Source organism: Streptomyces sp. NPDC014623, from assembly GCF_043088245.1.
Classification (GTDB): domain Bacteria; phylum Actinomycetota; class Actinomycetes; order Streptomycetales; family Streptomycetaceae; genus Streptomyces.
The window spans coordinates 62,224-87,876 of sequence record NZ_JBIBZU010000022.1 but is presented as its reverse complement, the minus strand read 5'-3'; the positions used below and the strand labels follow the sequence as shown (position 1 = coordinate 87,876).

23 protein-coding genes and 2 pseudogenes are annotated in these 25,653 nt (G+C 71.5%); 24 read left to right on the top strand and 1 reads right to left on the bottom strand.

Annotated features, from left to right (window positions below):
• Positions 1 to 75 precede the first annotated feature (75 nt).
• The 16 genes from ACF1FZ_RS28970 to ACF1FZ_RS28895 all read left to right on the top strand — a co-directional run bounded on the left by ACF1FZ_RS28970 (position 76) and on the right by ACF1FZ_RS28895 (position 17,266).
• A complete protein-coding gene (locus tag ACF1FZ_RS28970) occupies positions 76 to 1,530 on the top strand; it encodes an ATP-binding protein (RefSeq protein ID WP_391776346.1) in 1,455 nt (484 codons plus the stop codon).
• Positions 1,527 to 1,949, top strand: coding sequence for a roadblock/LC7 domain-containing protein (locus ACF1FZ_RS28965; RefSeq protein ID WP_391776345.1), 423 nt, complete (start codon positions 1,527 to 1,529; stop codon positions 1,947 to 1,949). The genes ACF1FZ_RS28970 and ACF1FZ_RS28965 overlap by 4 nt, the downstream gene beginning before the upstream one ends.
• Positions 1,946 to 2,299, top strand: coding sequence for a DUF742 domain-containing protein (locus ACF1FZ_RS28960; RefSeq protein ID WP_391776344.1), 354 nt, complete (start codon positions 1,946 to 1,948; stop codon positions 2,297 to 2,299). The genes ACF1FZ_RS28965 and ACF1FZ_RS28960 overlap by 4 nt, the downstream gene beginning before the upstream one ends.
• A complete protein-coding gene (locus tag ACF1FZ_RS28955) occupies positions 2,277 to 2,891 on the top strand; it encodes an ATP/GTP-binding protein (protein ID WP_391776343.1) in 615 nt (204 codons plus the stop codon). The genes ACF1FZ_RS28960 and ACF1FZ_RS28955 overlap by 23 nt, the downstream gene beginning before the upstream one ends.
• Positions 2,888 to 4,195, top strand: coding sequence for a cytochrome P450 (locus ACF1FZ_RS28950; protein ID WP_391776342.1), 1,308 nt, complete (start codon positions 2,888 to 2,890; stop codon positions 4,193 to 4,195). The genes ACF1FZ_RS28955 and ACF1FZ_RS28950 overlap by 4 nt, the downstream gene beginning before the upstream one ends.
• Before the next feature lie 75 nt (positions 4,196 to 4,270).
• Positions 4,271 to 4,678, top strand: a complete 408-nt coding sequence (locus tag ACF1FZ_RS28945) for a cell division protein SepF (protein WP_391776341.1) — start codon at positions 4,271 to 4,273, stop codon at positions 4,676 to 4,678.
• 6 nt (positions 4,679 to 4,684) lie between these two features.
• The gene (locus ACF1FZ_RS28940; RefSeq protein ID WP_391776340.1) at positions 4,685 to 5,905 is read left to right on the top strand and encodes an ATP-binding protein; all 1,221 of its coding nucleotides are present in this window, start codon (positions 4,685 to 4,687) and stop codon (positions 5,903 to 5,905) included.
• Positions 5,902 to 6,261: a nucleotide pyrophosphohydrolase gene (locus ACF1FZ_RS28935; protein ID WP_391776339.1), complete on the top strand. Its 360-nt coding sequence runs from the start codon at positions 5,902 to 5,904 to the stop codon at positions 6,259 to 6,261. Before ACF1FZ_RS28940 ends, ACF1FZ_RS28935 begins: the two co-directional genes overlap by 4 nt.
• Before the next feature lie 135 nt (positions 6,262 to 6,396).
• Positions 6,397 to 6,933, top strand: a complete 537-nt coding sequence (locus ACF1FZ_RS28930; protein WP_391776338.1) for a DUF6099 family protein — start codon at positions 6,397 to 6,399, stop codon at positions 6,931 to 6,933.
• 92 nt (positions 6,934 to 7,025) lie between these two features.
• A complete protein-coding gene (locus tag ACF1FZ_RS28925; RefSeq protein WP_391776337.1) occupies positions 7,026 to 7,949 on the top strand; it encodes an LLM class F420-dependent oxidoreductase in 924 nt (307 codons plus the stop codon).
• Between the two features lie 159 nt (positions 7,950 to 8,108).
• Positions 8,109 to 9,044: a homocysteine S-methyltransferase gene (mmuM, locus tag ACF1FZ_RS28920; RefSeq protein ID WP_391776336.1), complete on the top strand. Its 936-nt coding sequence runs from the start codon at positions 8,109 to 8,111 to the stop codon at positions 9,042 to 9,044.
• A gap of 43 nt (positions 9,045 to 9,087) precedes the next feature.
• Positions 9,088 to 10,563, top strand: coding sequence for a 3' terminal RNA ribose 2'-O-methyltransferase Hen1 (locus tag ACF1FZ_RS28915; RefSeq protein ID WP_391776335.1), 1,476 nt, complete (start codon positions 9,088 to 9,090; stop codon positions 10,561 to 10,563).
• Positions 10,560 to 13,133 (top strand): polynucleotide kinase-phosphatase, encoded by a 2,574-nt coding sequence (locus ACF1FZ_RS28910; protein WP_391776334.1) that lies wholly within the window; start codon positions 10,560 to 10,562, stop codon positions 13,131 to 13,133. Before ACF1FZ_RS28915 ends, ACF1FZ_RS28910 begins: the two co-directional genes overlap by 4 nt.
• Before the next feature lie 67 nt (positions 13,134 to 13,200).
• Entirely contained in the window at positions 13,201 to 14,433 is a 1,233-nt protein-coding gene (locus ACF1FZ_RS28905; RefSeq protein WP_391776333.1) for an arginine deiminase, read from the top strand.
• A gap of 161 nt (positions 14,434 to 14,594) precedes the next feature.
• Positions 14,595 to 15,611 (top strand): ornithine carbamoyltransferase, encoded by a 1,017-nt coding sequence (argF, locus tag ACF1FZ_RS28900; protein ID WP_391776332.1) that lies wholly within the window; start codon positions 14,595 to 14,597, stop codon positions 15,609 to 15,611.
• A gap of 176 nt (positions 15,612 to 15,787) precedes the next feature.
• Complete coding sequence (locus ACF1FZ_RS28895; RefSeq protein ID WP_391776331.1) at positions 15,788 to 17,266, top strand: amino acid permease; 1,479 nt, start codon at positions 15,788 to 15,790, stop codon at positions 17,264 to 17,266.
• Here ACF1FZ_RS28895 and ACF1FZ_RS28890 read toward each other — a convergent pair.
• The gene (locus ACF1FZ_RS28890; RefSeq protein WP_391776330.1) at positions 17,214 to 17,672 is read right to left on the bottom strand and encodes an ATP-binding protein; all 459 of its coding nucleotides are present in this window, start codon (positions 17,670 to 17,672) and stop codon (positions 17,214 to 17,216) included. The genes ACF1FZ_RS28895 and ACF1FZ_RS28890 overlap by 53 nt on opposite strands.
• Before the next feature lie 293 nt (positions 17,673 to 17,965).
• Between ACF1FZ_RS28890 and ACF1FZ_RS28885 the strand changes: the two are divergent.
• The 8 genes and pseudogenes from ACF1FZ_RS28885 to mnhG all read left to right on the top strand — a co-directional run.
• Positions 17,966 to 18,468 (top strand): annotated as a pseudogene (locus ACF1FZ_RS28885) (enoyl-CoA hydratase-related protein); the annotation flags it as partial.
• Between the two features lie 149 nt (positions 18,469 to 18,617).
• Positions 18,618 to 18,850, top strand: a pseudogene (locus ACF1FZ_RS28880) (RidA family protein); the annotation flags it as partial.
• Between the two features lie 275 nt (positions 18,851 to 19,125).
• Positions 19,126 to 22,029 (top strand): Na+/H+ antiporter subunit A, encoded by a 2,904-nt coding sequence (locus ACF1FZ_RS28875; RefSeq protein WP_391776329.1) that lies wholly within the window; start codon positions 19,126 to 19,128, stop codon positions 22,027 to 22,029.
• Complete coding sequence (locus ACF1FZ_RS28870; RefSeq protein ID WP_391776328.1) at positions 22,026 to 22,619, top strand: Na(+)/H(+) antiporter subunit C; 594 nt, start codon at positions 22,026 to 22,028, stop codon at positions 22,617 to 22,619. The genes ACF1FZ_RS28875 and ACF1FZ_RS28870 overlap by 4 nt, the downstream gene beginning before the upstream one ends.
• On the top strand, positions 22,616 to 24,271 hold the full coding sequence (locus ACF1FZ_RS28865) for a Na+/H+ antiporter subunit D (RefSeq protein ID WP_391776327.1): 1,656 nt from the start codon (positions 22,616 to 22,618) through the stop codon (positions 24,269 to 24,271). Before ACF1FZ_RS28870 ends, ACF1FZ_RS28865 begins: the two co-directional genes overlap by 4 nt.
• On the top strand, positions 24,268 to 24,900 hold the full coding sequence (locus tag ACF1FZ_RS28860; RefSeq protein ID WP_391776326.1) for a Na+/H+ antiporter subunit E: 633 nt from the start codon (positions 24,268 to 24,270) through the stop codon (positions 24,898 to 24,900). The genes ACF1FZ_RS28865 and ACF1FZ_RS28860 overlap by 4 nt, the downstream gene beginning before the upstream one ends.
• Positions 24,897 to 25,220 (top strand): monovalent cation/H+ antiporter complex subunit F, encoded by a 324-nt coding sequence (locus ACF1FZ_RS28855; RefSeq protein ID WP_391776325.1) that lies wholly within the window; start codon positions 24,897 to 24,899, stop codon positions 25,218 to 25,220. The genes ACF1FZ_RS28860 and ACF1FZ_RS28855 overlap by 4 nt, the downstream gene beginning before the upstream one ends.
• Positions 25,217 to 25,618 (top strand): monovalent cation/H(+) antiporter subunit G, encoded by a 402-nt coding sequence (gene mnhG / locus ACF1FZ_RS28850; RefSeq protein WP_391776324.1) that lies wholly within the window; start codon positions 25,217 to 25,219, stop codon positions 25,616 to 25,618. Before ACF1FZ_RS28855 ends, mnhG begins: the two co-directional genes overlap by 4 nt.
• Positions 25,619 to 25,653 lie beyond the last annotated feature (35 nt).

The window sequence follows — 25,653 nt, the reverse complement described above, 5'->3', positions numbered from 1 at the left end:
CCGGCCGGTGGGGCGGCCCGGCGTCCGGCCGGGCGGGCTCAGGACCGTCCCCGACGACAGGGAAGCGGTGACGCCGTGGCTGCATGGATCCTGGCCCTGATCGCCGCCGTGGGGGCGACATGGTCGACCGCACGCATGTACCGGGCCAGGCGGGAGGCGTACGGCGCCTCGGCCCGCGCGGAGCTGGCCGAGCGGCAGGCCCGGGCGGCCGAGGCACGCACCCTCGCCCTCACCGAGGAGATCCGCCGGCTCGCCCGGAAGCGGATACCCGCCGCGGCCACCGCACTCTCCCACCGGGCCGTACCTGTTCCCGGCCTGCGGGAGGCCGCGGGGATCGAGGGGGAGGCCGCACGGCTGCTGACCGAAGCCGTCCAGGCGGCGCGCACGGCGGTTCTGGAGGAACGCGGACGGGTCGACGCGGCGGCACGGTCGGCCATGCGCGGCACCTCCGCCAAGATCCAGTCACTGCTCAACCAGTCACAGCACCTGCTGCAGGAGCTCCAGCACGAGTACGACGACCCGCGGATCCTGCAGCTCGACTTCCGTAACGAACTGGCGCTGCGCCGTACCCAGGCCACCGCCGTGCTCTGTGACGCCTGGCCGGGGCTGGCCCGGCAGAACTCCTCGCTCGTCGAGGTCGTGCTCGGCGCCCAGTCCCGGGTCGCGGGGTACGAGCGGATCAAGGTCGCCAACCATCTGCGCCAGGAACGGCTCGCCCTGGTCGCCCGGGCCGCCGAACCCCTCGCGATCGCCCTCGCCGAGCTGCTGGCCAACGCGACGGCGTACTCGCACCCGGACACCGAGGTACCGGTGACCGTCCAGCAGGCCGCCGGCCGCGGGGCTCTGATCCTGGTCGACGACGCCGGGATCGGCATGGACGACGACGCGCTGAAGCGGGCCCGCGCACTGCTGGCGGGCCCCTCCGAGGTGCTGCTCACCGAGCTGGGGGACCCACCGCAGACCGGCTTCGCCGTGGTGGGACGGCTCATCGCGCGTTACGGCTTCAGCTGCCACATCGAGTCGTCGCCGTACGGGGGGATGCGGACGATGCTGCGCATCCCGGCCCACCTGCTGACCGTGATGGACGACGACCGGACCCTGTCCGTGCTCGCGCCGAAGCCGGTGCACGCGCGGGCGGCCGGGGCCACTGCCGGCAGCCCCGAGCCGGCCGCCGCTCCTGCCCACGCGAAACCCGCCGCTGCGGCACCCGTATCCGCGGAGCCGGCCACGCCTGCCGCACCGGCGCCCGCCTCCACCCCGCCCGTGCCCGCCGGAACCGCCCCCCGCGCCGAGGGGGCAGGGCGTCCGGCAGGGCTGCCCACCCGGCGGCGCAGAGCCCCCCGGGCCGCCTCCCCCGAGACGTCCGCGACTCGGCAACAGGCGGAGGACGAGCCCGCGCTGCGCACCCCCGAGCAGGCCGGAGCGGCCTGGGCCGCCCTCCAGGAGGGCGCCCTCGGCGGCAGGAAGGCGCTCGCGCCGCCGGCGCCCCCAGCATTCCCATCGGACGACCGAGGAGACGACGAGACGTGAGCACCACCCCCACCGCCGGTGATCTCGCCTGGGTACTGACCCCCCTGCTGGAACTGCCCGGAGTGCAGCACGCCCTGGTGGCCACCGGCGACGGACTCGTCGAGGGCGCGTCACCCGGCCTGGACCGTGCGTCCGCCGAGCGCGTGGCCGCGATGACGGCGACCCTGCACGCGGCGGCCCGTGCCTTCACCACCGCCTTCACCGAAGCCGAATCGCCGCGCCTGGCCCAGACCGTCGTGGAGTCCGACCTGGGATTCGCCGTCGTCGTACCGGCAGGCAGGAACACCACCCTGGCCCTGTTCGCGGCTCCGGACGCGCACCTGGGGAACATCGCGTACCAGATGCAGGTGCAGGTCGCCGCGCTGACCCGGGCCATGCACGCCCCCGCCCGCCAACCGGACGCCGCCACCCGGCCATGACCCCCGGCCCAGGCCGCCGCCTGATTCCCGCCTATCTGGTCACCGGTGGCCGCTCCGCGCCCGCCGGCCCCGCGCTCGACCGGCTCACCGTGCTCATCCGCACGGACTCGGCCGTGCCGCCGGGCACCGGTGCGGAGCAGCGCAGGCTGTGTGAGCTCCTGGAACCGGGAGCCCTCACCGTCGTCGAGTGCGCCGCCCATCTGGACCTGCCGGTCAGCGCCACGGTCTTCCTGGCCACAGATCTCGTGGCCGCAGGACATCTGCACGCTCGACCACCGATCCCCAGCGCCGGCGAGATCGACCGGTCGCTCGTCGAGAGGCTGCTCGTTGGACTCCGTTCCCTCCACTGACCGGGGCGGCATCGGTTATCTGCCGAGCGCCGCCGAGACCCTGGTGAAACTCGTCGTCACGGGTCCTTTCGGCGTGGGCAAGACGACCCTGATCCGTACGCTGTCGGAGATCCCGACCCTGCACACGGAAGAGGCGATGACGCAGTCCAGTACCGGGCTCGACGACACCGCGGGGCTTCCGGAGAAGACCACGACCACGGTCGCCGTCGACTTCGGCCGGCTGACCGTCCGGGACGACCTGGTGCTCTACATGTTCGGCACCCCGGGCCAGGAACGCTTCTTCCCCCTCTGGGAGGACATCGCCCGTGGTGCGCTCGGCGCCCTCGTCATGGTCGACACCCGCCGGCTCGAGGACTCCTTCGCCGTCATGGACATGGTGGAGGAGCACGGACTTCCGTACGCCGTCGCCGTGAACCGCTTCCCCGGCACCCCCGCCCATACGGACGAGGTCTTGCGCAAGCATCTGGACCTCGATCCCCGCACCCCGCTGGTGCAGTGCGACGCACGCGAACGCAGGGGCAGCATCGACGCCCTGATCGCCCTCGCCGAGCACGCGCTGACCGCTCTGCCCGCGCCCGGGGAATCGTCATGAACTCTCACACGGCCGGGACCCCGCCCCCCACCGGCCCCTCGGCCCTCGAACCGCTCGCCCTGTACGGCGCGGACTTCGCCGCCGATCCGCACGGCCACTACGGCAGGCTGCGGGCCCAGGGGCCGCTGGCCAGGGTGCGCATCGCCCCGGACATCGACGCGCTGCTGGTCACCGACTACCAGGCCGCCGTCGACCTGCTGCGGGACACCGAGACCTTCACCAAGGACCCGCGTGTCTGGCAGGCGGGCGTGCCGGCCGGTTCACCGGTCCTGCCCGTGCTCGGCCACCGCCCCACCGCGCTCTTCACCGACGGCGCCGTCCACGCCCGCTACCGCGAGGTCATCAACGACACGCTCGCCCTGATCGAACCCCATCTGCTGCGTGCGGAGGTCACCCGGGTCGCACAGCGGCTCATCGCCGCCTTCTCGGCCACCGGCACCGGCGACCTCATCGCCCAGTACGCCCGCGGGCTCCCCCTGCACGTCTTCACCGCCTCCTTCGGCGTGGCCCCCGAGGACAGCGAGCGGGTGGTCCGCGGGACCGCCGGGATGATGGACTCCGCGCAGGACGCGACAGCGGCCCACGACGAGCTCGTCGGCGTCGTCACCGCTCTCGTCTCCGCACGGCGCCGTGAGCCGGGCCGCGACCTCACCACCTGCCTGCTCGAGCACCCCGCAGGCCTCGACGACGACGAGGCCGTGCGTCAGATCACGCTCATCATGAGCACGGGCCACGAGCCCACGGCCAACCTGATCGGCAACGCGCTGCTGCGGATGCTCAGCGACGCCGGTTACGGGGGTTCCCTGCGCGGAGGCGCGACGACCGCCCGCGAGGCGATCGACGACGTGCTCTGGCGTGATCCGCCGCTGGCCAACATGGGAGCGCATTTCCCGCGCCACGACACCGAGTTCCACGGGGTGCCGCTGCGCGCCGGGCAGTTGGTGCTGGTCTCCTTCGCGGCCGCCAACACCCAGGCGCCGCCGTCCTTCCTGGACCCCGCGGTGCGTTCCGGCGGCGGTGCTCACCTGGCGTGGTCGGCCGGGCCGCACCGCTGCCCGGCCAGACAGCCCGCCCTGCTGATGGCGATGACCGCGATCGAACAGCTCACCAGCCAGCTCTGCGATCTCCGGCTGGCGGTCGAGCCCGGCGCTCTGCTCTGGCGGCCGGGCCCCTTCCACCGCGCCCCGGCCCACCTCCCGGTCCGGTTCACGCCGCTCAACGCCCTCCCCGGACCGGAGGGCGAGGGCACACCGGAGGCTGCCGATCACGTTCCGGCCCGTGTCGGTGGTACGCCGAACGGGTGAGGGACGAGAGAATTGCCCGATGAACAGCGAGCGCAGCCGGCGCACAGCCAACCGGCACATGGACGGGGTGGTTCTGTGAGCAGGTACGACAGGTACGACAGATACGACGCCACCGACGAACAGTGGGAAGGACTCGCCCAGGTCGTACCCCTGAGGGGCCGCAACGAATGGCCTTCCCGGGTCGACCACAGGACGGCTCCGGACCAGGAGGAGTCGGCCGAACAGCGGCGCCTGGTCGTCCTGAGGGTCCAGGTGTTCGCGGACGCGCGCGAGGTCGCCGAGTATCTGGTGGCGCAGATTCCGGTCCTGCTGGATCTCACCGGCGCCGAGAGCGACGTGGCGAAGCGGATCCTGGACTTCAGCAGCGGTGTGGTCTTCGGGCTCGGCAGCGGGATGCACCGGGTCGACCGCAACGTCTTCCTGCTCGCACCGGTCGGCATGGAGGTCGAGGGGGTCACCGCGGAGGGCGTACCCCAATCGTAGGAGGTCGTGCGGGCGGAACGGTTCGCCGGTCACCGGCGTGCGTACGGTCCGCTCATGACTGTGATCTCCTCGGGTCCCACGGCCCCGTCGCCGTCCGGCGCGCCCCGCCCCGCCCGGCCTTTCGTCGGTGAACTCCGGCTCGACGCCTTCGCCTCGCACCGCCGCACCGTCATTCCGCTCGGTCCGCTCACGCTGCTCGCCGGAGGCAGCGGCAGCGGGAAGTCGACTGCCCTGCGCGGATACGAGGCGCTCGCACGGCTGGCCGCCGGTGACCCCCTGGAGGAGGTCTTCCCCGACCCGGTGTCCTGGGTGCCCGAACGCGCCCGTGCCGACGCGCAGGGGCGGCGGGGGTTCCGGCTCGGCTGCACGGTGGAGGGCCCGGCCGGCCCGGTGGGACTGGATCTCGCCGTGCAGGCCGAGCCCACGCTCCGCATCGTCGGCGAGCGGCTGACGGGCTGCGGCGAGACCCTGCTGAGCACGGCGCTGCGCGATCCCCGGCGCTCCCGCGTCCAGGCTGCCTGGCACACCGCCGGGGCGGTGCCGGTGACCCGCGCGCCCTTCCCCGACGACCGGCTCGGCACGGCACTGCTGCCGTTACGGGTCGCGGGGACGACGGAGGGACAGCTGAGGGTGCTGGCCGCAGCCGAACAGGTGGTGGTGGCCCTGCGGCCGGCCTTCGTCTGTGATCCTCAGCCGCGACGGATGCGTGCGTCGGTGCCTGTGGGGGAAGGGCGGCTGACCTCGTGCTGCGACAACCTCGCCGAGGTCCTGCACCGCACCCGGAGCCAGTGCGCCCGACGGCATGCCAGGCTGGTCGCCAGCGCGGACACCGGGTGCGCGGACCGGGTGACGGGGCTGACCGTCGAGCGCCTGGCGGACGGGACCGTGCAGGCGCTGGCCGGCCGGGGCGCGGGGCGCGGCACCCCCGTCGGCCGTCTGGGCGACGGAGAACTCCGGTATCTCGCCTACTCCCTCGTGTTGCTGGCCGGCCCTCATGTCCTGGTGGTGGATCCGGCCGCAGAGGTGCCGTCCGCCCTGCAGGCCCTCACCGTCCTCGCCGACGGACTCGACCGCGGCCTGGATGCGCGGCAGACCGGGGAACTGCTCGCACTGGCGGCCTCGGTCTGTGCGGAAGGGCACGTGCGCCTGCTGGGGACGGTCGGTGGGGCGGCCGCGGCAGCGGCCCGCGGGACGGCCGGCGCGACGGTGGTAGACCTGGGACCGTGACGGAACTGGATGTAGCGCAACTGCAGCGACGACTGGCCGACTTCGCGGCGTCCCGGGCCTGGGAGCCCTACCACACCCCCAAGAACCTCTGCGCCGCACTGAGTGTGGAGGCCTCCGAGCTCCTGGAGATCTTCCAGTGGCTGACTCCGGAGCAGTCGGCGAGGGTGATGGAGGATCCCGGCACCGCGTTCCGCGTCACGGACGAGGTCGCGGACGTCCTGGCATATCTGCTGCAGTTCTGCGAGGTCCTGGGCATCGATGTGCTGGCGGCGCTGGCGGCCAAGATCGACCGGAATGAGCAGCGTTTTCCGGCACCGGACGGCGGCGAGCAGACGGGTCGTCACTCTTCGGAGTGATCGACTTGTCCACAAACGATTTCCTGTCCACAGATTTCCGATTTCCTCTGGCTTTCATGTGCCACACACTTCACTGTGGGTAATGAAGAGATGAGCGGGTTCTTTCACGGGTGGTCTCGGTGACGGGGGAATCGCATGGAAGCGGAACGACTGATCACGGCGGGCAGGAGCGCACTGGCGGGGAGCCGGGGAGTGCCGGCCGTCATGGCGGAGGCATGGCAGGCCCAGGCACTCGCCCGCGCGGTCGGAGGACATCTGGCGAGGTGCGGTCCCGCGGAGTTACGGACGGAGGCACGCGCGCTCAGCGAGACCTGCGCCCTGGGCAGTGCGATGCTCGACCACCCGATGGTTCCGGCCGGAGGGGTGCGGGCATCGCAGGTCACCGAAGTGGCACATGCGCCCAGAGCGCTGGCCGCTCTCGCGCTGCTGCTCGGCGAGGCGGGTATCGCACTGGTGGGAGTCGCCTGCGGCACGGAGGAGGAAGGGCTCTACTGGCAGTGCATCGAAGCGATAGACGCCGTCGACGAGTCGGTGGACCGGGTCCACGGCATGTTGAGGCGGCTTGCCGAACAGGACGGTGAACAGGCCGGCGAACAGGAGCCGGTCCAGGAGCACGACGGTCCGTTCGAGGGGATCCGCGGACCGGCGGGTTTCGTCGCCGGCCAGCCGTGAGCCGTGGGCCGGGCGGTACCGGGCCGCCCACCACAGGGACAAGAGGGCAGGGGAGACGGGGCGCGGTGGTCTCGAAGGTGCAGGATGGAGGCATGGATCTTCGAATTTTCACCGAGCCCCAGCAAGGGGCGAGCTATGAGACCCTGCTCACCGTCGCCAAGGCCACCGAAGACCTCGGCTTCGATGCCTTCTACCGGTCCGACCACTATCTGCGCATGGGCTCCGGGGACGGCCTGCCCGGTCCGACCGACGCGTGGATCACGCTGGCGGGACTGGCCCGCGAGACCAAGCGGATCCGCCTGGGCACCCTGATGACGGCGGGCACCTTCCGTCTCCCCGGTGTGCTGGCCATCCAGGTCGCCCAGGTCGACCAGATGTCCGGTGGCCGCGTCGAACTGGGCCTGGGTGCCGGCTGGTTCGAGGAGGAGCACAAGGCGTACGGCATCCCGTTCCCGAAAGAGAAGTTCGGCCGGCTGGAGGAGCAGCTGGCGATCGTCACGGGCCTGTGGGAGACGGAGACCGGCAAGACCTTCAGCTACGACGGGACGTACTACCAGCTCATCGACTCGCCGGCGCTTCCCAAGCCCGCCCAGGCGAAGGTGCCGGTCCTGATCGGCGGTCACGGCGCGGTCCGTACACCGCGACTGGCCGCGCGGTACGCGGACGAGTTCAATATCCCGTTCGCTTCGATCGAGGACAGCGAGAAGCAGTTCGGCCGGGTCAGGGACGCGGCCGTGGCGGCCGGCCGGGCCCCTGACGACCTGGTGTATTCCAACGCCCTGGTGGTGTGCGTCGGGAGGAGCGACGCGGAGGTGGCACGGCGCGCGTCCGCCATCGGACGGGAGGTCGAGGAGATCAAGGCGAACGGGCTGGCGGGATCGCCCGCCGAAGTGGTCGACAAGATCGGCCGTTATGCCGCCACCGGCTCGTCCCGGATCTACCTCCAGGTCCTGGACCTGCACGACCTGGAGCACCTGGAGCTGATCTCGTCACAGGTCCAGTCGCAGCTGGACTGACGGGAGCACCCGGCCGGCAGGACGGGTCCCGCGGGCCCCCGGCCGACAGCGACAGGCCCGGGGGCCCCGGGGACCGTGCGGCGACCGGCCATGGCCAGGACCGCGACAGGGACCGCGACCGCAGGACCGACATGGATCAGCCGACAGCAAGGAGCAGTTGTGCACTCCGCCCCGACACCGGATGTCCCGCCCGGCCGTACGCTCGGCGACGCGCTCGCCGAAGGGACCGTGCTGCTGGACGGAGGCCTCTCCAACCAGTTGGAGGCCCAGGGCTGCGATCTGTCCGACACCTTGTGGTCGGCCCGGCTGCTGAGCGATGCCCCCCAGCAGATCGAGGCCGCCCACACCGCCTATGCCCGGGCGGGTGCGCAGGTGCTCATCACCGCCAGCTACCAGGCGACCTTCGAAGGATTCGCGCGGCGCGGAATCGGACGGGCCCGGGCAGCGGAGCTGATGGGCGGCAGCGTGGAGTCGGCTCGCCGGGCGGGCACGGTGACGGGGCGGGAGCTATGGGTCGCCGCCTCGATCGGACCGTACGGCGCGATGCTCGCGGACGGCAGCGAGTACCGGGGGCGGTACGGGCTGACCGTCCGGGAGCTGGCGCGCTTCCACCGCCCCCGGGCGGAGACGCTGGCCGCGGCGGGCCCCGATGTGCTGGCCCTGGAGACGGTCCCGGACATCGACGAGGCCGAGGCCCTGCTGCGGGTGGTACAGGACCTCGAAGTGCCCGTCTGGCTCTCGTACAGCGTGGCGGGGGACCGGACCAGAGCCGGGCAGCCCCTGGCACAGGCCTTCGGGCTCGTCGCCGGTATCGACCAGGTGGTGGCCGTAGGGGTCAACTGCTGCGATCCCGCGGACGCGGACCGTGCGGTGGAGGTGGCGTCCGCTGCCACCGGCAAGCCCGTCGTCGTGTACCCGAACAGCGGGGAGGAATGGGACGCCGAGGGCCGGAGCTGGACCGGGAGGGGCACGTTCACACCGGGCAGGGTGCGGGACTGGCAGCGGGCGGGCGCGCGACTGGTCGGCGGCTGCTGCCGGGTCGGCCCCTCCCACATCGCGGCACTGGCCGAGCGACTGGAGCCATCAGGGACATGAAAATGCCTGGTGGGGGACAGGTCATCGGACCATACTCGGACGCGTGTTCCTGACTATCAGCACGAACGGCACCCCTGAGCGTCCCGCCACCGATCTCGGCTACCTGCTGCACAAGCATCCCGACAAGGCGCAGGCGTATCCGACCTCCCACGGCACCGCACATGTCTTCTACCCCGAGGCATCGGTGCAGTGCTGTACCGCCGCGCTGCTGCTGGAGGTGGATCCGGTGGCGCTGGTACGGCGCGGCAAGGGGAAGGGCAGGGGCGGGGCCCCCGACGCGGCGCTCGCGCAGTACGTCAACGACCGTCCGTACGCGGCGTCGTCGCTGCTGTCGGTCGCGATGACGACGGTGTTCAAGTCCGCGCTGAACGGGGTGTGCCGGGCGATGCCCGAGCGGGTCCAGGAAGCGCTGCCGCTGCGGATCGAGGTGCCCGCGCTGCCCGCACGCGGTGGTGCCGAGCTGGTGCACAAGCTCTTCGCACCGCTCGGCTGGACACGGGTGGACGCCGTGGCCGTACCGCTGGACGAGCAGTTCCCGGAGTGGGGCGACTCGCGCTACGTACAGCTGGTGCTGGAGGGGGAGCTGCGGCTCGCGGACGCCTTGCGCCAGCTGTACGTGCTGCTGCCGGTGCTCGACGACGCCAAGCACTACTGGGTCGCACCCGACGAGGTGGACAAGCTGATCCGGGCCGGCGAGGGCTGGCTGGCGGGCCACCCCGAACAGAAACTGATCACCAGCCGTTACCTCTCCCGCCGCTGGGGGCTCACCCGGCAGGCGATGGAGCGGCTCGAGCTGGTCCGGCTCGCGGAGTCGGACGACCTCGAGGTGGAGAGCGTCGACAACGCGGTGGACGAGACCACCGACACGGAGGAGAAGCCGGTGCCGCTCGCCGAGCAGCGCCGCACGGCGATCCTGGAGGCGCTGCGCGCCGCCGGGGCGGGCCGGGTCCTCGACCTGGGCTGCGGGCAGGGCCAGTTGGTGCAGTCGCTGCTCAAGGACGTGCGCTTCACGGAAATCGTCGGCGTCGACGTGTCGATGCGCGCCCTGACCGTCGCCGCACGCCGGCTGAAGCTGGACCGGATGGGCGAGCGGCAGGCCGGGCGGGTCACCCTCCGCCAGGGCGCGCTCACCTACACCGACAAGCAGCTGAAGGGGTACGACGCCGCCGTGCTGAGCGAGGTGATCGAACACCTCGACCTGCCGCGGCTCCCCGCCCTGGAGTACGCGGTCTTCGGGTCCGCGCGACCGCGGACCGTGCTGGTGACGACGCCCAACGTCGAGTACAACGTCCGCTGGGAGACGCTTCCCGCCGGGCACGTCCGCCACGGAGACCACCGCTTCGAGTGGACCAGGGAGGAATTCCGGGACTGGGCGGACCGGGTGGCCGGGCGCCACGGCTACGCGGTGGAGTTCGTACCCGTGGGGCCGGAGGATCCCGAGGTGGGGCCGCCCACACAGATGGCCGTGTTCACGATGACCACGGCCCAGGACACGACGAAGGAGGCGAAGGCCGCATGACCGCTACCCCACGCACGCTGCCGGTGACCGACCTGTCCCTCGTCGTCCTCATCGGCGCCAGCGGATCGGGCAAGTCCACCTTCGCACGCAGGAACTTCAAGCCGACCGAGATCGTCTCCTCGGACTTCTGCCGCGGGCTCGTGGCCGACGACGAGAACGACCAGAGCGCCAGCCGTGACGCCTTCGACGTGCTGCACTACATCGCCGGCAAGCGTCTCGCCGCAGGCAGGCTCACCGTCGTCGACGCCACCAACGTGCAGCCGGAGAGCCGCAAGCAGCTCGTGCAGCTGGCCCGGCAGTACGACGTGCTGCCCATCGCCATCGTCCTGGACCTTCCGGAGGAGCTCTGCCAGGCGCGTAACGCCGACCGCCCCGACCGCGCGGGCATGCCCCGCCACGTCGTGCAGCGCCACCGCCGTGAGCTGCGCCGTTCGCTGCGAGGCCTGGAGCGCGAAGGGTTCCGCAAGGTGCACATCCTGCGCACCGAGGAGGAGGCCGACACCGCCGAAGTCGTCCTGGAGCGCCGCTACAACGACCTCCGGCACCTCACCGGCCCCTTCGACATCATCGGCGACATCCATGGCTGCAGCTCCGAGCTGGAGACCCTCCTCGGCAAGCTGGGTTACAAGGAGGGCACGCACCCCGAGGGCCGTACCGCCGTGTTCGTGGGAGACCTCGTCGACCGCGGCCCCGACAGTCCCGGTGTCCTGCGCCGCGTCATGTCCATGGTGGCGGCGGGCGACGCGCTGTGCGTCCCCGGCAACCACGAGAACAAGCTCGGCCGATACCTCAAGGGGCGCAAGGTCCGGCACAGTCACGGTCTCGCCGAGACCGTCGAGCAGCTGGAGCGGGAGGACGCCGAGCACCCCGAGTTCCGCAGGCAGGTCGCGGAGTTCATCGAAGGGCTGGTCAGCCACTACGTCCTGGACGAGGGCAAGCTGGTCGTCTGTCACGCGGGACTGCCCGAGAAGTACCACGGGCGTACCTCCGGACGGGTCCGTTCGCACGCGCTGTACGGGGAGACCACCGGCGAGACCGACGAGTTCGGCCTGCCCGTGCGCTACCCGTGGGCCGAGGACTACCGGGGGAGTGCCGCGGTGGTCTACGGCCACACGCCGGTGCCCACCGCCTCCTGGGTGAACAACACCCTCTGCCTGGACACCGGGGCGGTCTTCGGCGGGAAGATGACCGCACTGCGCTGGCCGGAGCGCGAGATCGTCGACGTGCCGGCCGAGCGCGTCTGGTACGAGCCGGTGAAGCCGCTGACCACCGAGGCACCCGGAGGCCGGGAGGGGCGGCCGCTCGACCTCGCCGACGTGCAGGGCCGCCGCATCGTGGAGACCCGGCACATGGGCCGTGTCGCGGTGCGTGAGGAGAACGCGGCGGCGGCACTGGAGGTCATGAGCCGGTTCGCCGTCGACCCCAGGCTGCTGACCTACCTCCCGCCGACCATGGCGCCGACCGCCACCTCCCGTGAGGAGGGCTTCCTGGAGCATCCCGCGGAGGCCTTCGCCCAGTACCGCGCGGACGGCGTGGAGAAGGTCGTCTGCGAGGAGAAACACATGGGCTCGCGCGCCGTGGCACTGGTCTGCCGCGACGCGGCCACCGCCCGCGAGCGCTTCGGTGACGGGGGCGCCTCCCCCGTCTCCGGCCGTGGGGGAGGACCCACCGGCGCCCTGTACACCCGCACCGGGCGGCCGTTCCTGGACGACACGGCACTCACCGAGGTCGTCCTCGGCCGGCTGCGTGCGGCCGTCACCGCCGCCGGCCTCTGGGAGGAGTGGGACACCGACTGGGTGGTGCTCGACGCCGAACTGATGCCCTGGTCCCTCAAGGCGGCCGGGCTGCTGCGCTCGCAGTACGCGGCGGTGGGGGCCGCCGCCGGCGCGGTCCTGCCCGTGGCGGACGAGGCCCTGGCCGCGGCGGCCGCCCGCGGCATCGACGTCGCCGCCCTCGCCGGCCGTCAGCAGGGGCGTGCCGCGGACGCCGCCGCCTTCACGGAGGCGTACCGCCGCTACTGCTGGAGCACCGAAGGGCTCGACGGTGTCCGGATCGCGCCGTTCCAGATCCTCGCGGTGCAGGGCCGCTCGCTGGCCTCCGTACCGCACGACGAGCAGCTGGCGTGGCTGGACCGTCTCGTCGAGCACGACCCGACCGGACTGCTCCAGGTCACCCGGCGTCTCGTCGTCGAGACGGGCGACGAGGCCTCCGTGCGTTCCGGCATCGACTGGTGGCTGGAGATGACCGGCCGCGGGGGCGAGGGCATGGTCGTCAAGCCGCTCGGCGCCCTCGTCCGGGATGCCAGGGGCAGGCTCGTCCAGCCGGGCATCAAGGTGCGCGGCCGGGAGTACCTGCGGATCGTCTACGGTCCCGAGTACACGCGGCCGGAGAATCTGGAACGGCTGCGTTCCAGGTCCCTCGGCCACAAGCGGTCGCTGGCCCTGCGGGAGTACGCCCTCGGTCTCGAGGCGCTCGACCGGCTGGCCGACGGGGAGCCGCTGTGGCGGATCCACGAGGCGGTCTTCGCGGTGCTGGCCCTGGAGTCGGAGCCGGTCGACCCCCGGCTGTAGGACGGCCCACCGGAATCGGGTGGCGGTTCGCAGGGTGAACGGCGCTCCGCGCGGTGAGGATGAGGACATGGGATTCCACGTCGATTCCGAGGCCGGCCGGCTGCGCCGCGTCATCCTGCACCGCCCCGATCTGGAGCTGAAGCGGCTCACCCCCAGCAACAAGGACGCGCTCCTGTTCGACGACGTGCTCTGGGTGCGCCGCGCCAGGGAGGAGCACGACGGTTTCGCCGACGTGCTGCGTGACCGGGGCGTGGAGGTGCACCTCTTCGGGGAGCTGCTCCGGGAGTCCCTGGACATCCCGGTGGCGAGGCGGCTCGTCCTGGACCGGGTCTTCGCGGAGAAGGAGTACGGCCCGCTCGCCACCGAGCACCTCCGCGCCGCCTTCGAGGAGCTGTCCGCCGCGGAGCTGGCCGAGGCACTGGTCGGCGGGATGACGAAGCGGGAGTTCCTCGAACGGCACGCCGAACCGACCTCCGTCCGCTTCCACGTCATGGATCTGGACGACTTCCTGCTCAGTCCCCTGCCCAACCACATCTTCACCCGCGACACCTCCGCCTGGATCTACGACGGTGTGTCCATCAACGCGATGCGCTGGCCGGCCAGACAGCGCGAGACCGTGCACTTCGAGGCGATCTACCGGCACCACCCTCTCTTCACCGGCCCCGAAGCGGGTGTCTTCCACCACTGGTCGGAGGGCCAGGAGGACTATCCGTCCACCATCGAGGGCGGCGACGTCCTCGTCCTCGGCCAGGGCGCCGTCCTGATCGGGATGAGTGAACGCACCACCCCGCAGGCCGTGGAGATGCTGGCCAGAGGGCTCTTCGACGCAGGATCGGCCCGGACGATCGTGGCGCTCGACATGCCCAAGCGCCGGGCGTTCATGCACCTCGACACGGTGATGACGATGGTCGACGGGGACACCTTCACCAAGTACGCCGGACTCGGCATGCTCCGCTCCTACACGATCGAGCCCGGCGTCGGACCACGCGAACTGAAGGTCACCGACCACCCGCCCGAGCACATGCACCGGGCCATCGCCGCGGCGCTCGGCCTGGACGCGATCCGGGTGCTCACCCCCACCCAGGACGTGCACGCGGCGGAGCGGGAGCAATGGGACGACGGCTGCAACGTGCTGGCCGTGGAGCCCGGGGTCGTCGTCGCCTACGAGCGCAACGCCACCACCAACACCCATCTGCGCATGCAGGGGATCGAGGTCATCGAGATCCGGGGCAGTGAGCTCGGACGGGGCCGGGGCGGTCCGCGCTGTATGAGCTGCCCGGTGGTGCGCGATCCCGTGTGACGGCCCGTTGCGGAGGCGCCCGGCGGACGGGCGGGAGACGCGGGATCCAAGGACGTGGGGCCGGGAGACGGAAGTAAGAGCATCTCTGTATAGCAATACGGTGTCTCGTATAGACTTCCAGGGAAAGTCTCCCGCCCCCGTTCGACCCAGGAGCAGTCACCATGGCCATAGACCTCGCAGGCCGCCATTTCCTCAAGGAGCTGGACTTCACGGCCGAGGAGTTCCGCGGCCTGATCGCCCTGTCCGCCGGGCTCAAGGCGGCCAAGAAGGCGGGCGAGGAGGTGCGGCGGCTGCGCGGCAGGAACATCGCCCTGATTTTCGAGAAGACCTCGACGCGCACCCGCTGCGCCTTCGAGGTGGCCGCCGCCGACCAGGGTGCGTCCACGACGTACCTCGACCCCTCCGGCTCCCAGATCGGGCACAAGGAGTCGATGAAGGACACCGCCAGGGTGCTCGGCCGGATGTTCGACGGCATCGAGTACCGGGGCGACAGCCAGCAGGCCGTCGAGGAGCTGGCGGCACACGCCGGTGTGCCCGTCTACAACGGTCTCACCGATGACTGGCACCCCACCCAGATGCTCGCCGACGTCCTCACGATGACCGAGCACAGTGCGAAGCCCCTGGAGGAGATCACCTTCGCCTACCTGGGGGACGCCCGGTTCAACATGGGCAACTCCTATCTGATCACCGGTGCCCTGCTCGGCATGGACGTCCGGATCGTCGCGCCCGCCGCCTACCGGCCGGTGCGGGAGGTCGTGGACCGGGCCCACGAACTCGCGAAGACCAGCGGCGCGCGCATCACCCTCACCGAGGACGTCTCCGAAGGCGTCCGCGGCGCCGACTTCGTCGTCACCGACGTGTGGGTCTCCATGGGAGAGCCCAAGGAGGTGTGGGACGAGCGCATCGCCGCACTCGCGCCCTACGCCGTGACCATGGACGTCCTGCGGGCGACGGGCAACGACGACGTGAAGTTCCTGCACTGCCTCCCGGCCTTCCACGACCTCGGCACGAAGGTGGCCAGGGACATCCACGCACGGCACGGCCTGTCGGAGCTGGAGGTCACCGACGAGGTCTTCGAGTCCTCTCACTCGGTGGTCTTCGACGAGGCCGAGAATCGGATGCACACGATCAAGGCGGTCCTCGTCGCCACCCTGGCGGGAGGCGCGCAGGGCGCATGAACATGCACCCGATTGGGTGAACATGCACGTAAGTGGCTACGATAGTGCCACTTGGTGGGGTTCGGGCTCGCACGTCCGAACCCCTTTTCATGTGCCCGGCCCGGAGCGCGTGCCCAGGTGAGAGCCCCCCACCGGCTCATCCCCCCGCACCACCAGAGAAGAGATCTCGTCCCCCCATGAGTCCCGCTTCCTCCACCCCGCCAAGCCCCTCGCGCAGGGCCGTGGCGCGCATCAAGAGTCCCGATCTGCTGCTCGCCGAGGCCGGGGGCGACCTCGAAGGCCACGGCCTGCGGCGCACCATGGGGCTGTTCCAGCTCGTGTGCTTCGGCGTCGGGGCGATCGTCGGCACCGGGATCTTCGTCGGGCTGTCCGACAGCGTCGCCGAGGCGGGCCCCGCCGTGGTGATCTCGTTCGTCCTCGCCGCCATCACCTGCATCTTCACCGCCTTCTCCTTCGCCGAGCTCGGCGGCGCCCTTCCGGTCTCCGGCAGCTCCTACTCCTTCGCCTACGCCACGCTCGGGGAGCGGGTCGCGTTCCTCGTCGGCTGGTGCCTGCTCCTGGAGTACGGCGTCTCGGTCTCCGCGGTCGCGGTCGGCTGGAGCCAGTACGTCAACGAGTTGCTGGACAGCCTCATCGGCCGGGACCTGCCGACGGCGCTCTCCTCCGGCCCCGGCGACGGCGGTGTGATCAATCTGCCGGCGGTGGTCGTGGTCATGATGGCGGCCGCCCTGCTGGTGCGCGGCGTCAGGGAGAGCGCGGGGGCCACCGCGGCGATGGCGGTGCTGAAGATCGGCATCCTCGTCGCCTTCTGCGCGATCGCCTTCACCGCGTTCAAGGACGGGCACCTCTCGCCGTTCGCCCCGCACGGCACGGCCGGTGTCACCGCCGGTGCGTCCGTGGCGTTCTTCTCGTACATCGGCTTCGACGCCATCACCACCGCGGGTGAAGAGGTCAAGAACCCCCGCCGGAACATCCCGGTGGCGATCATGATCTGCATCGGCCTGGTCACGCTGCTCTACTGCGCGGTCGCCCTCGGTGCCATCGGAGCGCTCGGCGCGGACGCCGTGGGCGACAAGCCGGCCGCGCTCTCCCTGGTCGTCGACGAGGTCACCGAGTCGGGTGCCGGCGGCGGGATCATCGCCTTCGGCGCGGTGGTCGCCATCGCGTCCGTCGTCCTCGCGGTGATGTACGGCCAGACCCGGATCCTGATGTCGATGTCCCGGGACGGGCTGATCCCCCGGGTCTTCGAGCGGGTGTCGCCGAAGACCCGCACGCCGGTCGCCAACACGTGGATCGTGGCCGTCGTCTTCGCCGTCCCGGCGGCGTTCTCCTCCCTCGACGTCGTCGTGAACCTGACGACCATCGGCACGCTCGCCGTCATGGCGGTGGTCAATGTCGCCGTCATCGCGCTGCGTCGCCGGGACCCGGAGCTGAAGCGTTCCTTCCGGGTGCCGTTCTACCCCGTCAGCCCGATCCTGGGCGTCGGCTTCTGCCTGTACCTGATGTACGGGACGGGCTGGACGACCTGGGCGCAGTTCGTGGTGTTCCTGGCGGCGGGCGCCCTGGTGTACGCGGTGTACGGCCGCAGCCGCTCCCGGCTCGTCAGCCCCAGGGCGCGGCGGGACCGAGCGGCACCGGGCCCGACCGGAGGGTGAACCAGACCGCCTTGCCGTGCTCGGTGGGGCGGTGACCGCAGGCCGAGCTCAGGGCACGGATCAGGAGCAGCCCCCGGCCGTGCTCCTGCCAGGGGTCCGGCGTACTGCCGGGCAGCGGGCGGGAGAGGTCCCCGGGCGGCACCGGATCGTGGTCGTGGACCTCCACCTGGCAGCCGGACGCCAGAAGCTCGACCACCAGCTCGATGGGCCCCGAGCCGTCGGTGTGCTCCACGGCGTTGGCGACCAGCTCGGCGGTCAGCAGCTCGGCCGTGTCGCTGTCCGCGGGCGCCTCGAGGTCCGCCAGCGCCGTACGGATGAGGGCACGGGCGATCGGTACCGCGGCCGTGGAGTGCGGCAGGGCGATACGCCAGGAGGGGGGCGGTGGCGCGGGCACGTCGGGCGGCAAGGCGGGGGTATCCGTTCGGGAGCGGGGCATCCGGCAGGGGACCGTCGTTCCGGGGGTGGCTGCGTCCGGGGCACACCCTCCGTCATCGGCGGGTGCGGTTCTGTATCAGGACTTCCTGTGCTCAACCATACGAAGCGCGACGCCGCAGACATAGAGGCAGCCGACCGGCGCAAAAGGGACCTTCGCCACAGTGGCACTGTCGCTTTGCCGCGTACTCGTGACGGAAGTCACAGACGAGCGACGGCTTCGAAGCGCCTCAGCAGCCCGACGGCTGGAGGGAACCCTCCCATGAGCCGTTCACCGGCTCCGTCCGCGCACGGAGCGCTGGAAGCACCTGCGCCTGACGGCGGACGACGGTGTGGCGGCCGTCACGCTCGCCGGCCCGGGAAGCTCAACGCACTCACCTTCGGTGCGTACGCCGACCTGTGTGACCACCTCGCGGAACTCTCCCTCGAACGCTCCGTGCACACCCTCGTGCTCGCCGGTGAAAGGTGCGGATCCTGCTCCGCGGTGAGGTCGACGAGATCATCGGCGCCACCCTCGCGAGGGGCACCGCGCGGCTCCTGGACTTCAACCGGATGACCGGACAGGTCATCCGGGCGCTCCGGGAGCGCCCCTTCCCCGTCGTCGCGGCCGTCCACGGAGCGGCCGCGGGCGCCCGGGCGGTCCTCGCCCTGACCGCCGGCTTCCGGATCGCCGTCCGTGCGCGTGTTTCCCCTTCCTCTTCACCGCCGTGGGACTGTCCGGCGGTGACATGGGTGCCGCCTGCCTCCTGCCCCGTGTCGTCGGCCTCGGCCGACGCCTCCACCGTCATCGCCGAGACGCGTGAAGAGGTCTGACGGGCCGCCGGCCTGGCCGCCTGCGACGCCGCACGGCCGGCCGAACGCTGCGCTCCTGCAAGTTCTTTCGGCCGGTCTTCGCCGCCGTCAGCAACGCGCACTGGTCGAGTTCGAGACGGCCCCGGGCGATCTGCTCACCGCCCCGCGTGCGGCGGGCGGGGCCCCGAGCGCCCTGGCCCGGGTCACCGTCTACGCCACCGAGGTGGCCGGCTGCCGTGCCCACGCCTCCGAACTGGGTGCCATCTGGCGGGGCGTGAGCACCCGGCCACGGCCGTCACAGGGACGGTCAGGCTCTGGGACGAGCAGGCCATGGCCGAGATCGACGGCATCGCGGTGCTCGGCCGAGCCGGTGCGCGAAAGGGGCGGTGCGGCCACGGGCGACCGTGTACGGGCGCACGCCACCGGAGGCTGCCGGACCGGAAGAACCCCACGCCATGCCGTGTGGCCCCGGGTGAACAGGGCAGACGCCGTTCTGTGACCACAGCGGGACGGCAGCCGTCCACCATCGCCGCGGACCGGAAGCAGCGGACCGGCCACCGCGCGGCGCGCCGGACGGGTGAACCGGGCCAGGGGATATATCTGTATTCGGTGCCCTTTGTTCTGAATCATCCGTCGTGATCGTCCTCATCCTCTGCCACTTCGTACTCGCCGCCTGCGCGGCACCGCTGGTACGGCGGTTCGGCAGGTACGCCTTCGTCGTGCTCGCACTGCCCCCTGCCGCCACCACGGCGTGGGCGGTCACCAGGTGGAGCGGCGCGGAGGCCGGCCGGGCGGTCACCTGGTCCTGGGAGTGGATCGGCACGTACGACGTGTCGGCCGCCCTGCGCCTGGACGCGCTCGCCGAGCTGATGGTGCTGCTCGCGGCCGGGGTGGGGATGCTCGTCCTGCTGTACTGCGCGTCCTACTTCACCGACGACTCGCCGCGACTGGCCTCCTTCGCCGGGAACCTGCTGGCCTTCGCGGGCGCGATGCTCGCGCTCGTCCTCGCGGACGACCTGATCTCGCTCTACGTGTTCTGGGAACTGACCACCGTCTTCTCCTATCTGCTCATCGGGCACTCCAGCGAACGCAAACAGAGCCGCCGCTCCGCCCTCCAGGCCCTGACGGTCACCACACTGGGCGGCCTCGCCATGCTGGTCGGCTTCCTGATCCTGGGTGAGGCGGCCGGAACCTACCGGATCTCCGCGATCGTCGCCGATCCGCCGGAGACGACCCTCGCCGTGTCGGTGGCCGTCGTCCTCGTGCTGTGCGGGGCCCTGGCGAAATCGGCGATCTGGCCGTTCAGCCTCTGGCTGCCGAACGCGATGGCCGCGCCCACCCCCGTCAGCGCCTACCTGCACGCCGCGGCCATGGTCAAGGCCGGTGTCTACCTGGTGGCGCGGCTCGCCCCCGCCTTCGCCGACGTCCCCGTCTGGCGGCCGGTCGTCCTGGTGCTCGGGGGAGCGACCATGCTCCTCGGAGGATGGCGCGCCCTGCGCCTCAACGACCTGAAGCTCGTTCTCGCGTACGGCACCGTCAGCCAGCTCGGCTTCCTCCTCGTGCTGGCCGGGGCGGGCAACCGGAACGCCGCGCTCGCGGCCGCCGCGATGATCCTGGGCCACGCCCTGTTCAAGGCGGCGCTGTTCCTCGTCACCGGCATCGTGGACCACGCGGCCGGCACCCGTGATCTGCGCGCACTCTCCGGCCTCGGCCGCACCATGCCGTACGTGTGTACGGTCGCGGTGCTCGCCGCCGCCTCCATGGCAGCCGTGCCGCCGTTCATCGGCTTCGCCGCCAAGGAGGCCGCTTTCGACGCGTTGCTGCACGGCGGCGCCGCCGACCGCTGGGCACTGGCCGTCGTCGTCGCCGGCTCGGTGCTGACCGTCGCGTACACCCTCCGCTTCGTCTGGGGAGCGTTCGCCCGCAAGCCAGGTGTCGCCGACACCCCCGCGCACCGGACCGGCGCCGCCTTCCTGGCGCCGCCCGCCGTGCTCGCCGTCGCCGGCCTGGTGCTCGGCCCCGGCGTCGGATGGACGGACCGCCTGTTCGCCGCCTACGCCGACACGTTTCCCGCCCCCGCCCACCCCTACCACCTGGCGCTGTGGCACGGCTTCGGGGTGGTCCTGCTGCTGTCCGCCCTGGCCTGGGCGGGCGGCGCCCTGCTGTTCGCGGGGCGGGCCGCGGTCACCCGCCTCTCCCGGCGTGTCGCCTGGCCGACCGCGGACGGTGTCTTCGGGCACCTCCTGCTCGGTCTGGAACGTGTCGCACTGCAGATCACCGGCTTCGTCCAGCGTGGTTCCCTCTCCGGCTACCTGGCGATCACCCTGGCGGTGGTGCTCACCGGCCAGCTGGCGGTCCTGGCCACGGACCGCCCTTGGGACGGAGCGGTCGCCCCCCGGATCTGGGACGTCCCGCTCCAGGGAGCCATGGCGGTGCTGACCTGCGCGGCCGCCCTCTCCTGCCTGACCGTCAGCCGCAGGATGAAGGCAGTCGTCCTCGCGGGGCTGACCGGGTACGGCACGGCACTGCTCTTCGTCGTGCAGGGCGCCCCCGACCTGGCGCTCACCCAGTTCTGCGTCGAAACCGTGTCGATGATCGTGTTCGTGCTGGTCCTGCGCAGACTGCCGGTGCGCTTCGAGGAGTCCATCGGAACCTGGCGGCGGGCGCTGCGCATCCCCGTGGCACTCGCCGCCGCGGCGACGGTCGGTGTGACCGTGTGGGTGGCGGGCGCCGCCCGCGTCGCCGAGCCCGCCGGTGCGGCGATGGTCGAGGAGGTCGCCCACCACGGCCTCAAGGACGTGGTGGCCACCATCCTGGTCGACCTGCGGGCCTGGGACACGATGGGGGAGTCCGCGGTCCTCGCCGCCGCCGCGATCGGGGTGACCAGCCTCATCTACCTGCACCGCCGCGGTGAGACGTCCGGGAACAGGGAGGAGCTGCAAGGAGAGACCGCATGGGCCATGTCGGGCCGGCGGCTGACCGGTCTGCCGCAGGGCGACGACACCGCGCCGGAACGCAGCTGGCTGGCCGCGGGTTCCACACTCGCGCCCGAACACCGCTCCGTCGTCTTCGAGGTGATCGCCCGGCTGCTCTTCCACCCCATTCTGGTGCTCTCGCTGTACCTGCTGTTCTGCGCGGAGAACATGCCGGGCGGCGGCTTCGTCGCCGGTCTCGTGGCAGGGCTGGGTCTCATCACCCGTTATCTGGCGGGCGGCAGGTTCGAGCTCGCGGAGGCCGCGCCCCTGCAGCCCGGACTCTTCACAGGACTCGGACTGTTCGTGTCCACCGCGGTCGCCCTGGGCGGCCTCATGGAGGGGACGGTGCTGCACGCCTGGACGTACCACGGGCATCTGCCCGTGTTCGGTGACTACCACCTGAGCACATCGGTCCTCTTCGACTTCGGTGTCTATCTGCTGGTTCTCGGCGTGGTCCTGGACATCGTGCGGGCGCTGGGCGCCAAGATCGACCGGCAGATCGAACGGGCGGCGGGCCAACTGGGCCCCGCGCCGGACGCCGGAGAGGGGGAGCCGACCCGATGACCATGAGCGTCTCGCTCCTCGCCACGGCCACCGTCCTCTGCGCGGTCGGCGGCATCCTCATGCTCACCCGTCCGCTCAGCCGCATCCTGCTCGGTGCGGTGATCGCGAGCAACGGCATCAACCTGCTGGTCCTCTCGTCGACCGGTTCGGCGGGGGCCGCGCCCCTGCTCTACGGGGTGCCGCTGCGGCGGATCACCGACCCGCTGCCCCAGGCCATCGCCCTCACCGCCATCGTCATCACACTCGCCACCACCGCCTTCCTGCTCGCCATGGCCTACCGCAGCTACCAGCTCACCGGCACGGACGAGGTCCACGACGACCTGGAGGACCGGCGGATCTACCTGCGGGCCGAAGTGATGGGGCAGCGGGCCGAACTCCGCGAGGAGTACCGGGCGGAGTCCGGCCGCACCGGGGAGGAACGCGCCCGCTACCGCCGGGAGCACCGCCGGCTGCGCGCCCGGCTCCGCGCCGACCGTGCGCTGCAGGCCAGGGGCCGTGACGCCAGTGGTGACCTGTGGCACGACGTGCTGGGAGCCGACCCGGAGGACTACGTGAACGACAAGGACGACGACCGAGGAGCCGCCCGATGAACGCGCTCGTTCCGCTGCCGGTCCTGCTGCCGCTCTGCGCCACCGGGCTGAGCCTCGCCTTCGGCACCCGGCTCGCGCGCTTCCAGCGCTTCATCAGCGTCGCCGTGCTCAGCGCCGTCCTCTGCCTCTCGGTGGCCCTGATGATCGCCGCCGACCGGCAGGGACCCCTCTCCGTCCACCTCGGTGACTTCGCACCGCCACTCGGCGTCACTCTGGTCGCCGACCGGCTGTCCGGGCTGATGCTGACCGTCTCCTCGGCGGTCACCCTCTCCGTCCTGGTCTACTCGCTCGGCCAGGGCATGGCGGACCGGGACAAGGAGACGCCCGTCGCCGTCTTCCACCCCGCCTATCTCATCCTGGTCGCCGGTGTCTCGCTCACCTTCATCGCGGGCGACCTCGTCAACCTCTACGTCGGCTTCGAGATCATGCTGGTCGCCAGCTTCGTCCTGCTGACACTCGGCGGGACCGGGCCACGGATACGGGCGGGCTCCACCTACGTCATCATCTCGCTGTTCTCCTCGATGCTGTTCCTGACAGCGATCGCCATGGCCTACGCCGCCACCGGCACGGTCAACTTCGCCCAGCTGGCCGTCCGGCTGCCCGACCTCCCCCTCGGCGTGCAGACCCTCGTCCAGGCCATGCTGCTCACCGTCTTCGCCATCAAGGCGGCCGTCTTCCCCCTCGCCGCCTGGCTCCCCGACTCCTACCCGACGGCGCCCGCGCCCGTCACCGCCGTCTTCGCGGGTCTGCTGACGAAGGTCGGCATCTACTGCATGCTGAGGGTCGAGACCCTGTTCTTCCCCGGCAACCGGCTCGGCGACCTGCTGATGGCCGTCGCCCTCGCCTCGATGATCGTGGGCATTCTCGGGGCGGTCGCCCAGACCGACCTGAAGCGGCTCTTCTCCTTCACCCTCATCAGCCACATCGGCTACATGGTCTTCGGAATCGGCCTCGCCACCCGCGAGGCGTACGGCGGCGCGATCTTCTACGTGGCCCACCACATCACCGTCCAGACCACCCTCTTCCTCGTCGCGGGACTCATCGAACGCCGGGGCGGCACCAACGAACTCACCCGGCTCGGCGGAATGGCCAGAGCGGCCCCGCTGCTCGCGGTCCTCTTCTTCGTCCCGGCGATGAACTTCGCCGGCATCCCCCCGCTCTCCGGTTTCATCGGGAAGCTCGCACTCATGCGGGCGGGCGTCGCCGACGGCAGTGTGTGGGCCTGGATCCTGGTCGCGGGGGCCACCGTGACGAGCCTGCTCACCCTGTACGTGATGGCCAAGATCTGGAATCTGGCCTTCTGGCGTACCGAGCCCCCGGGGCAGGCCGCGTACGGCACGGTCCTGGAGACCGCCGACGACAGCGACGACGGCGATGCCGACACCGGGCCCGACCGCATCCCCGGCACGGGCGACGAGGGGGTGGGGCCGCCCCGGGCCCCGGCCGGGCAGGCCGTGGCGTCCACCCTTCAGGGGCGGGCCGTCACGACCACCGTCCGCCCGCCCACGGCCATGACCGCCGCCACCGCGGGCGCCGTCGCGCTCGGCCTCGCCTTCACCGTCCTGGCCGGTCCGCTGACGGCCTTCACCGACCGCGCGGCAGCCGAACTCATCGAGCGGCGGCCCTATGTGGAGGAGGTGCTCGGCCGGTGAGACGCCTGATCACGCTGTCGTACCGCAACCCCGACCTGCCCCCCCTCAGCGTCGAGTTCGCCGGTCGCAGACGCCGCGTGCTCGACCTCCCACTGATCGCCTGGCTCACCCTGATCTGGGTCCTGCTGTGGTCCACCCTGACCTGGGCCAACGTGGTCACGGGCGTCGTCGTCGCGGTGATCGTCTGCCTGGCGTTCCCGTTGCCGCAGGTCGATCTGGGACTGCGACTGCACCCCTGGGGCATCATCCGGCTCGCCGCCTATCTGCTCTACGACATGTACACCTCGGGCGTGAAGGTCACCCGGCAGATCTTCGCCGACCGCCCGCACCGGCCCGCCGTCATCGGTGTGCCTCTGCGCTGCCGCAGCGACCTGATGCTCGCCGCGACCGCCGTCAGCGTCTCGAATCTGCCGGGCGGCTCCGTCATCGAGGTGCGCAGGGCCACGGCGACGTTGTTCCTGCACGTCCTGGACGCGGACCGGCCGGAGGAGCTGGAGGCGGCCCGGCGCTCCGTCTGGAAACTGGAGGAGCTGACGGTCCGGGCTTTCGGTACGCCTGACGAGATCGGCCGGGTGTCGGAACCGCCGCCACCGGTCCCCGGCTCCGACACCGGAGAGGAAGCATCATGAGCGGTCCCGAGGCCGTCGACCGTGTGCTGATCAGTGCCGCGGTCGTGTTCGTCGTCGTCGCGGGCGCCCTGCTGCTCCTCCGGATCAGCCGCGGGCCCTCCATGCTGGACCGGGCCATCGCGCTCGATGTCCTGGCCGCCGTGATCATCGCGGGCCTGGGCGCCAAGTCTGCTTTCGCCCGCGACTCGTTCTACTTCCCGATCATGCTGGTGCTCGCGTTCCTCGGCTTCACCGGGTCGGTGGGCATCGCCCGCTTCATCGCCGTACGCGACAAGCCCCTGGCACGCGGGAAGCCTGCCGGGAAGGAGGGACGAGGATGAACGTCTGGCTGCAGATCACCGACACCGCCGGGGCGGTGCTCGTGTTCCTCGGCGCCGCCATCTGCCTTCTCGGCGTGGTCGGCATGGTGAAGCTGCCCGACGTCCTGTCGCGCAGTCACGCGGCGACCAAACCGCAGACCCTCGGGCTGCTGCTGGTGCTGGCGGGGGTCGGCTTCAGGCTGCGCGGCGGCATGGATCTGGCGACGCTGGCCCTCATCGGGTTCTTCCAGCTGATGACGGGCCCGGTGGCAGCCCATCTGGTGGCGCGCTCGGCGTACCGGACGGGGCAGATCGAGCACGGTGAACTGCTCTTCGACGATCTCGACGCACAGCTCACCGAGCCGGAACGGGACCCCGGCGGGGAGCCGGACACGGGATCGGATTCCGGGCGGAGCTGAGCACCGCCGGCCGCCGGGTGGCCCGGAGCCCCCGT

What these genes read in the sequence shown, in the direction of transcription:
- ACF1FZ_RS28950 (WP_391776342.1), top strand. Translation starts at nt 2,888, where the DNA reads ATGAACTCTCACACGGCCGGGACCCCGCCCCCCACCGGCCCCTCGGCC.
- ACF1FZ_RS28960 (WP_391776344.1), top strand. Translation starts at nt 1,946, where the DNA reads ATGACCCCCGGCCCAGGCCGCCGCCTGATTCCCGCCTATCTGGTCACC.
- argF (WP_391776332.1), top strand. Translation starts at nt 14,595, where the DNA reads ATGGCCATAGACCTCGCAGGCCGCCATTTCCTCAAGGAGCTGGACTTC.
- ACF1FZ_RS28870 (WP_391776328.1), top strand. Translation starts at nt 22,026, where the DNA reads ATGACCATGAGCGTCTCGCTCCTCGCCACGGCCACCGTCCTCTGCGCG.
- ACF1FZ_RS28895 (WP_391776331.1), top strand. Translation starts at nt 15,788, where the DNA reads ATGAGTCCCGCTTCCTCCACCCCGCCAAGCCCCTCGCGCAGGGCCGTG.
- ACF1FZ_RS28855 (WP_391776325.1), top strand. Translation starts at nt 24,897, where the DNA reads ATGAGCGGTCCCGAGGCCGTCGACCGTGTGCTGATCAGTGCCGCGGTC.
- mnhG (WP_391776324.1), top strand. Translation starts at nt 25,217, where the DNA reads ATGAACGTCTGGCTGCAGATCACCGACACCGCCGGGGCGGTGCTCGTG.
- ACF1FZ_RS28930 (WP_391776338.1), top strand. Translation starts at nt 6,397, where the DNA reads ATGGAAGCGGAACGACTGATCACGGCGGGCAGGAGCGCACTGGCGGGG.
- ACF1FZ_RS28925 (WP_391776337.1), top strand. Translation starts at nt 7,026, where the DNA reads ATGGATCTTCGAATTTTCACCGAGCCCCAGCAAGGGGCGAGCTATGAG.
- ACF1FZ_RS28905 (WP_391776333.1), top strand. Translation starts at nt 13,201, where the DNA reads ATGGGATTCCACGTCGATTCCGAGGCCGGCCGGCTGCGCCGCGTCATC.
- ACF1FZ_RS28865 (WP_391776327.1), top strand. Translation starts at nt 22,616, where the DNA reads ATGAACGCGCTCGTTCCGCTGCCGGTCCTGCTGCCGCTCTGCGCCACC.
- ACF1FZ_RS28910 (WP_391776334.1), top strand. Translation starts at nt 10,560, where the DNA reads ATGACCGCTACCCCACGCACGCTGCCGGTGACCGACCTGTCCCTCGTC.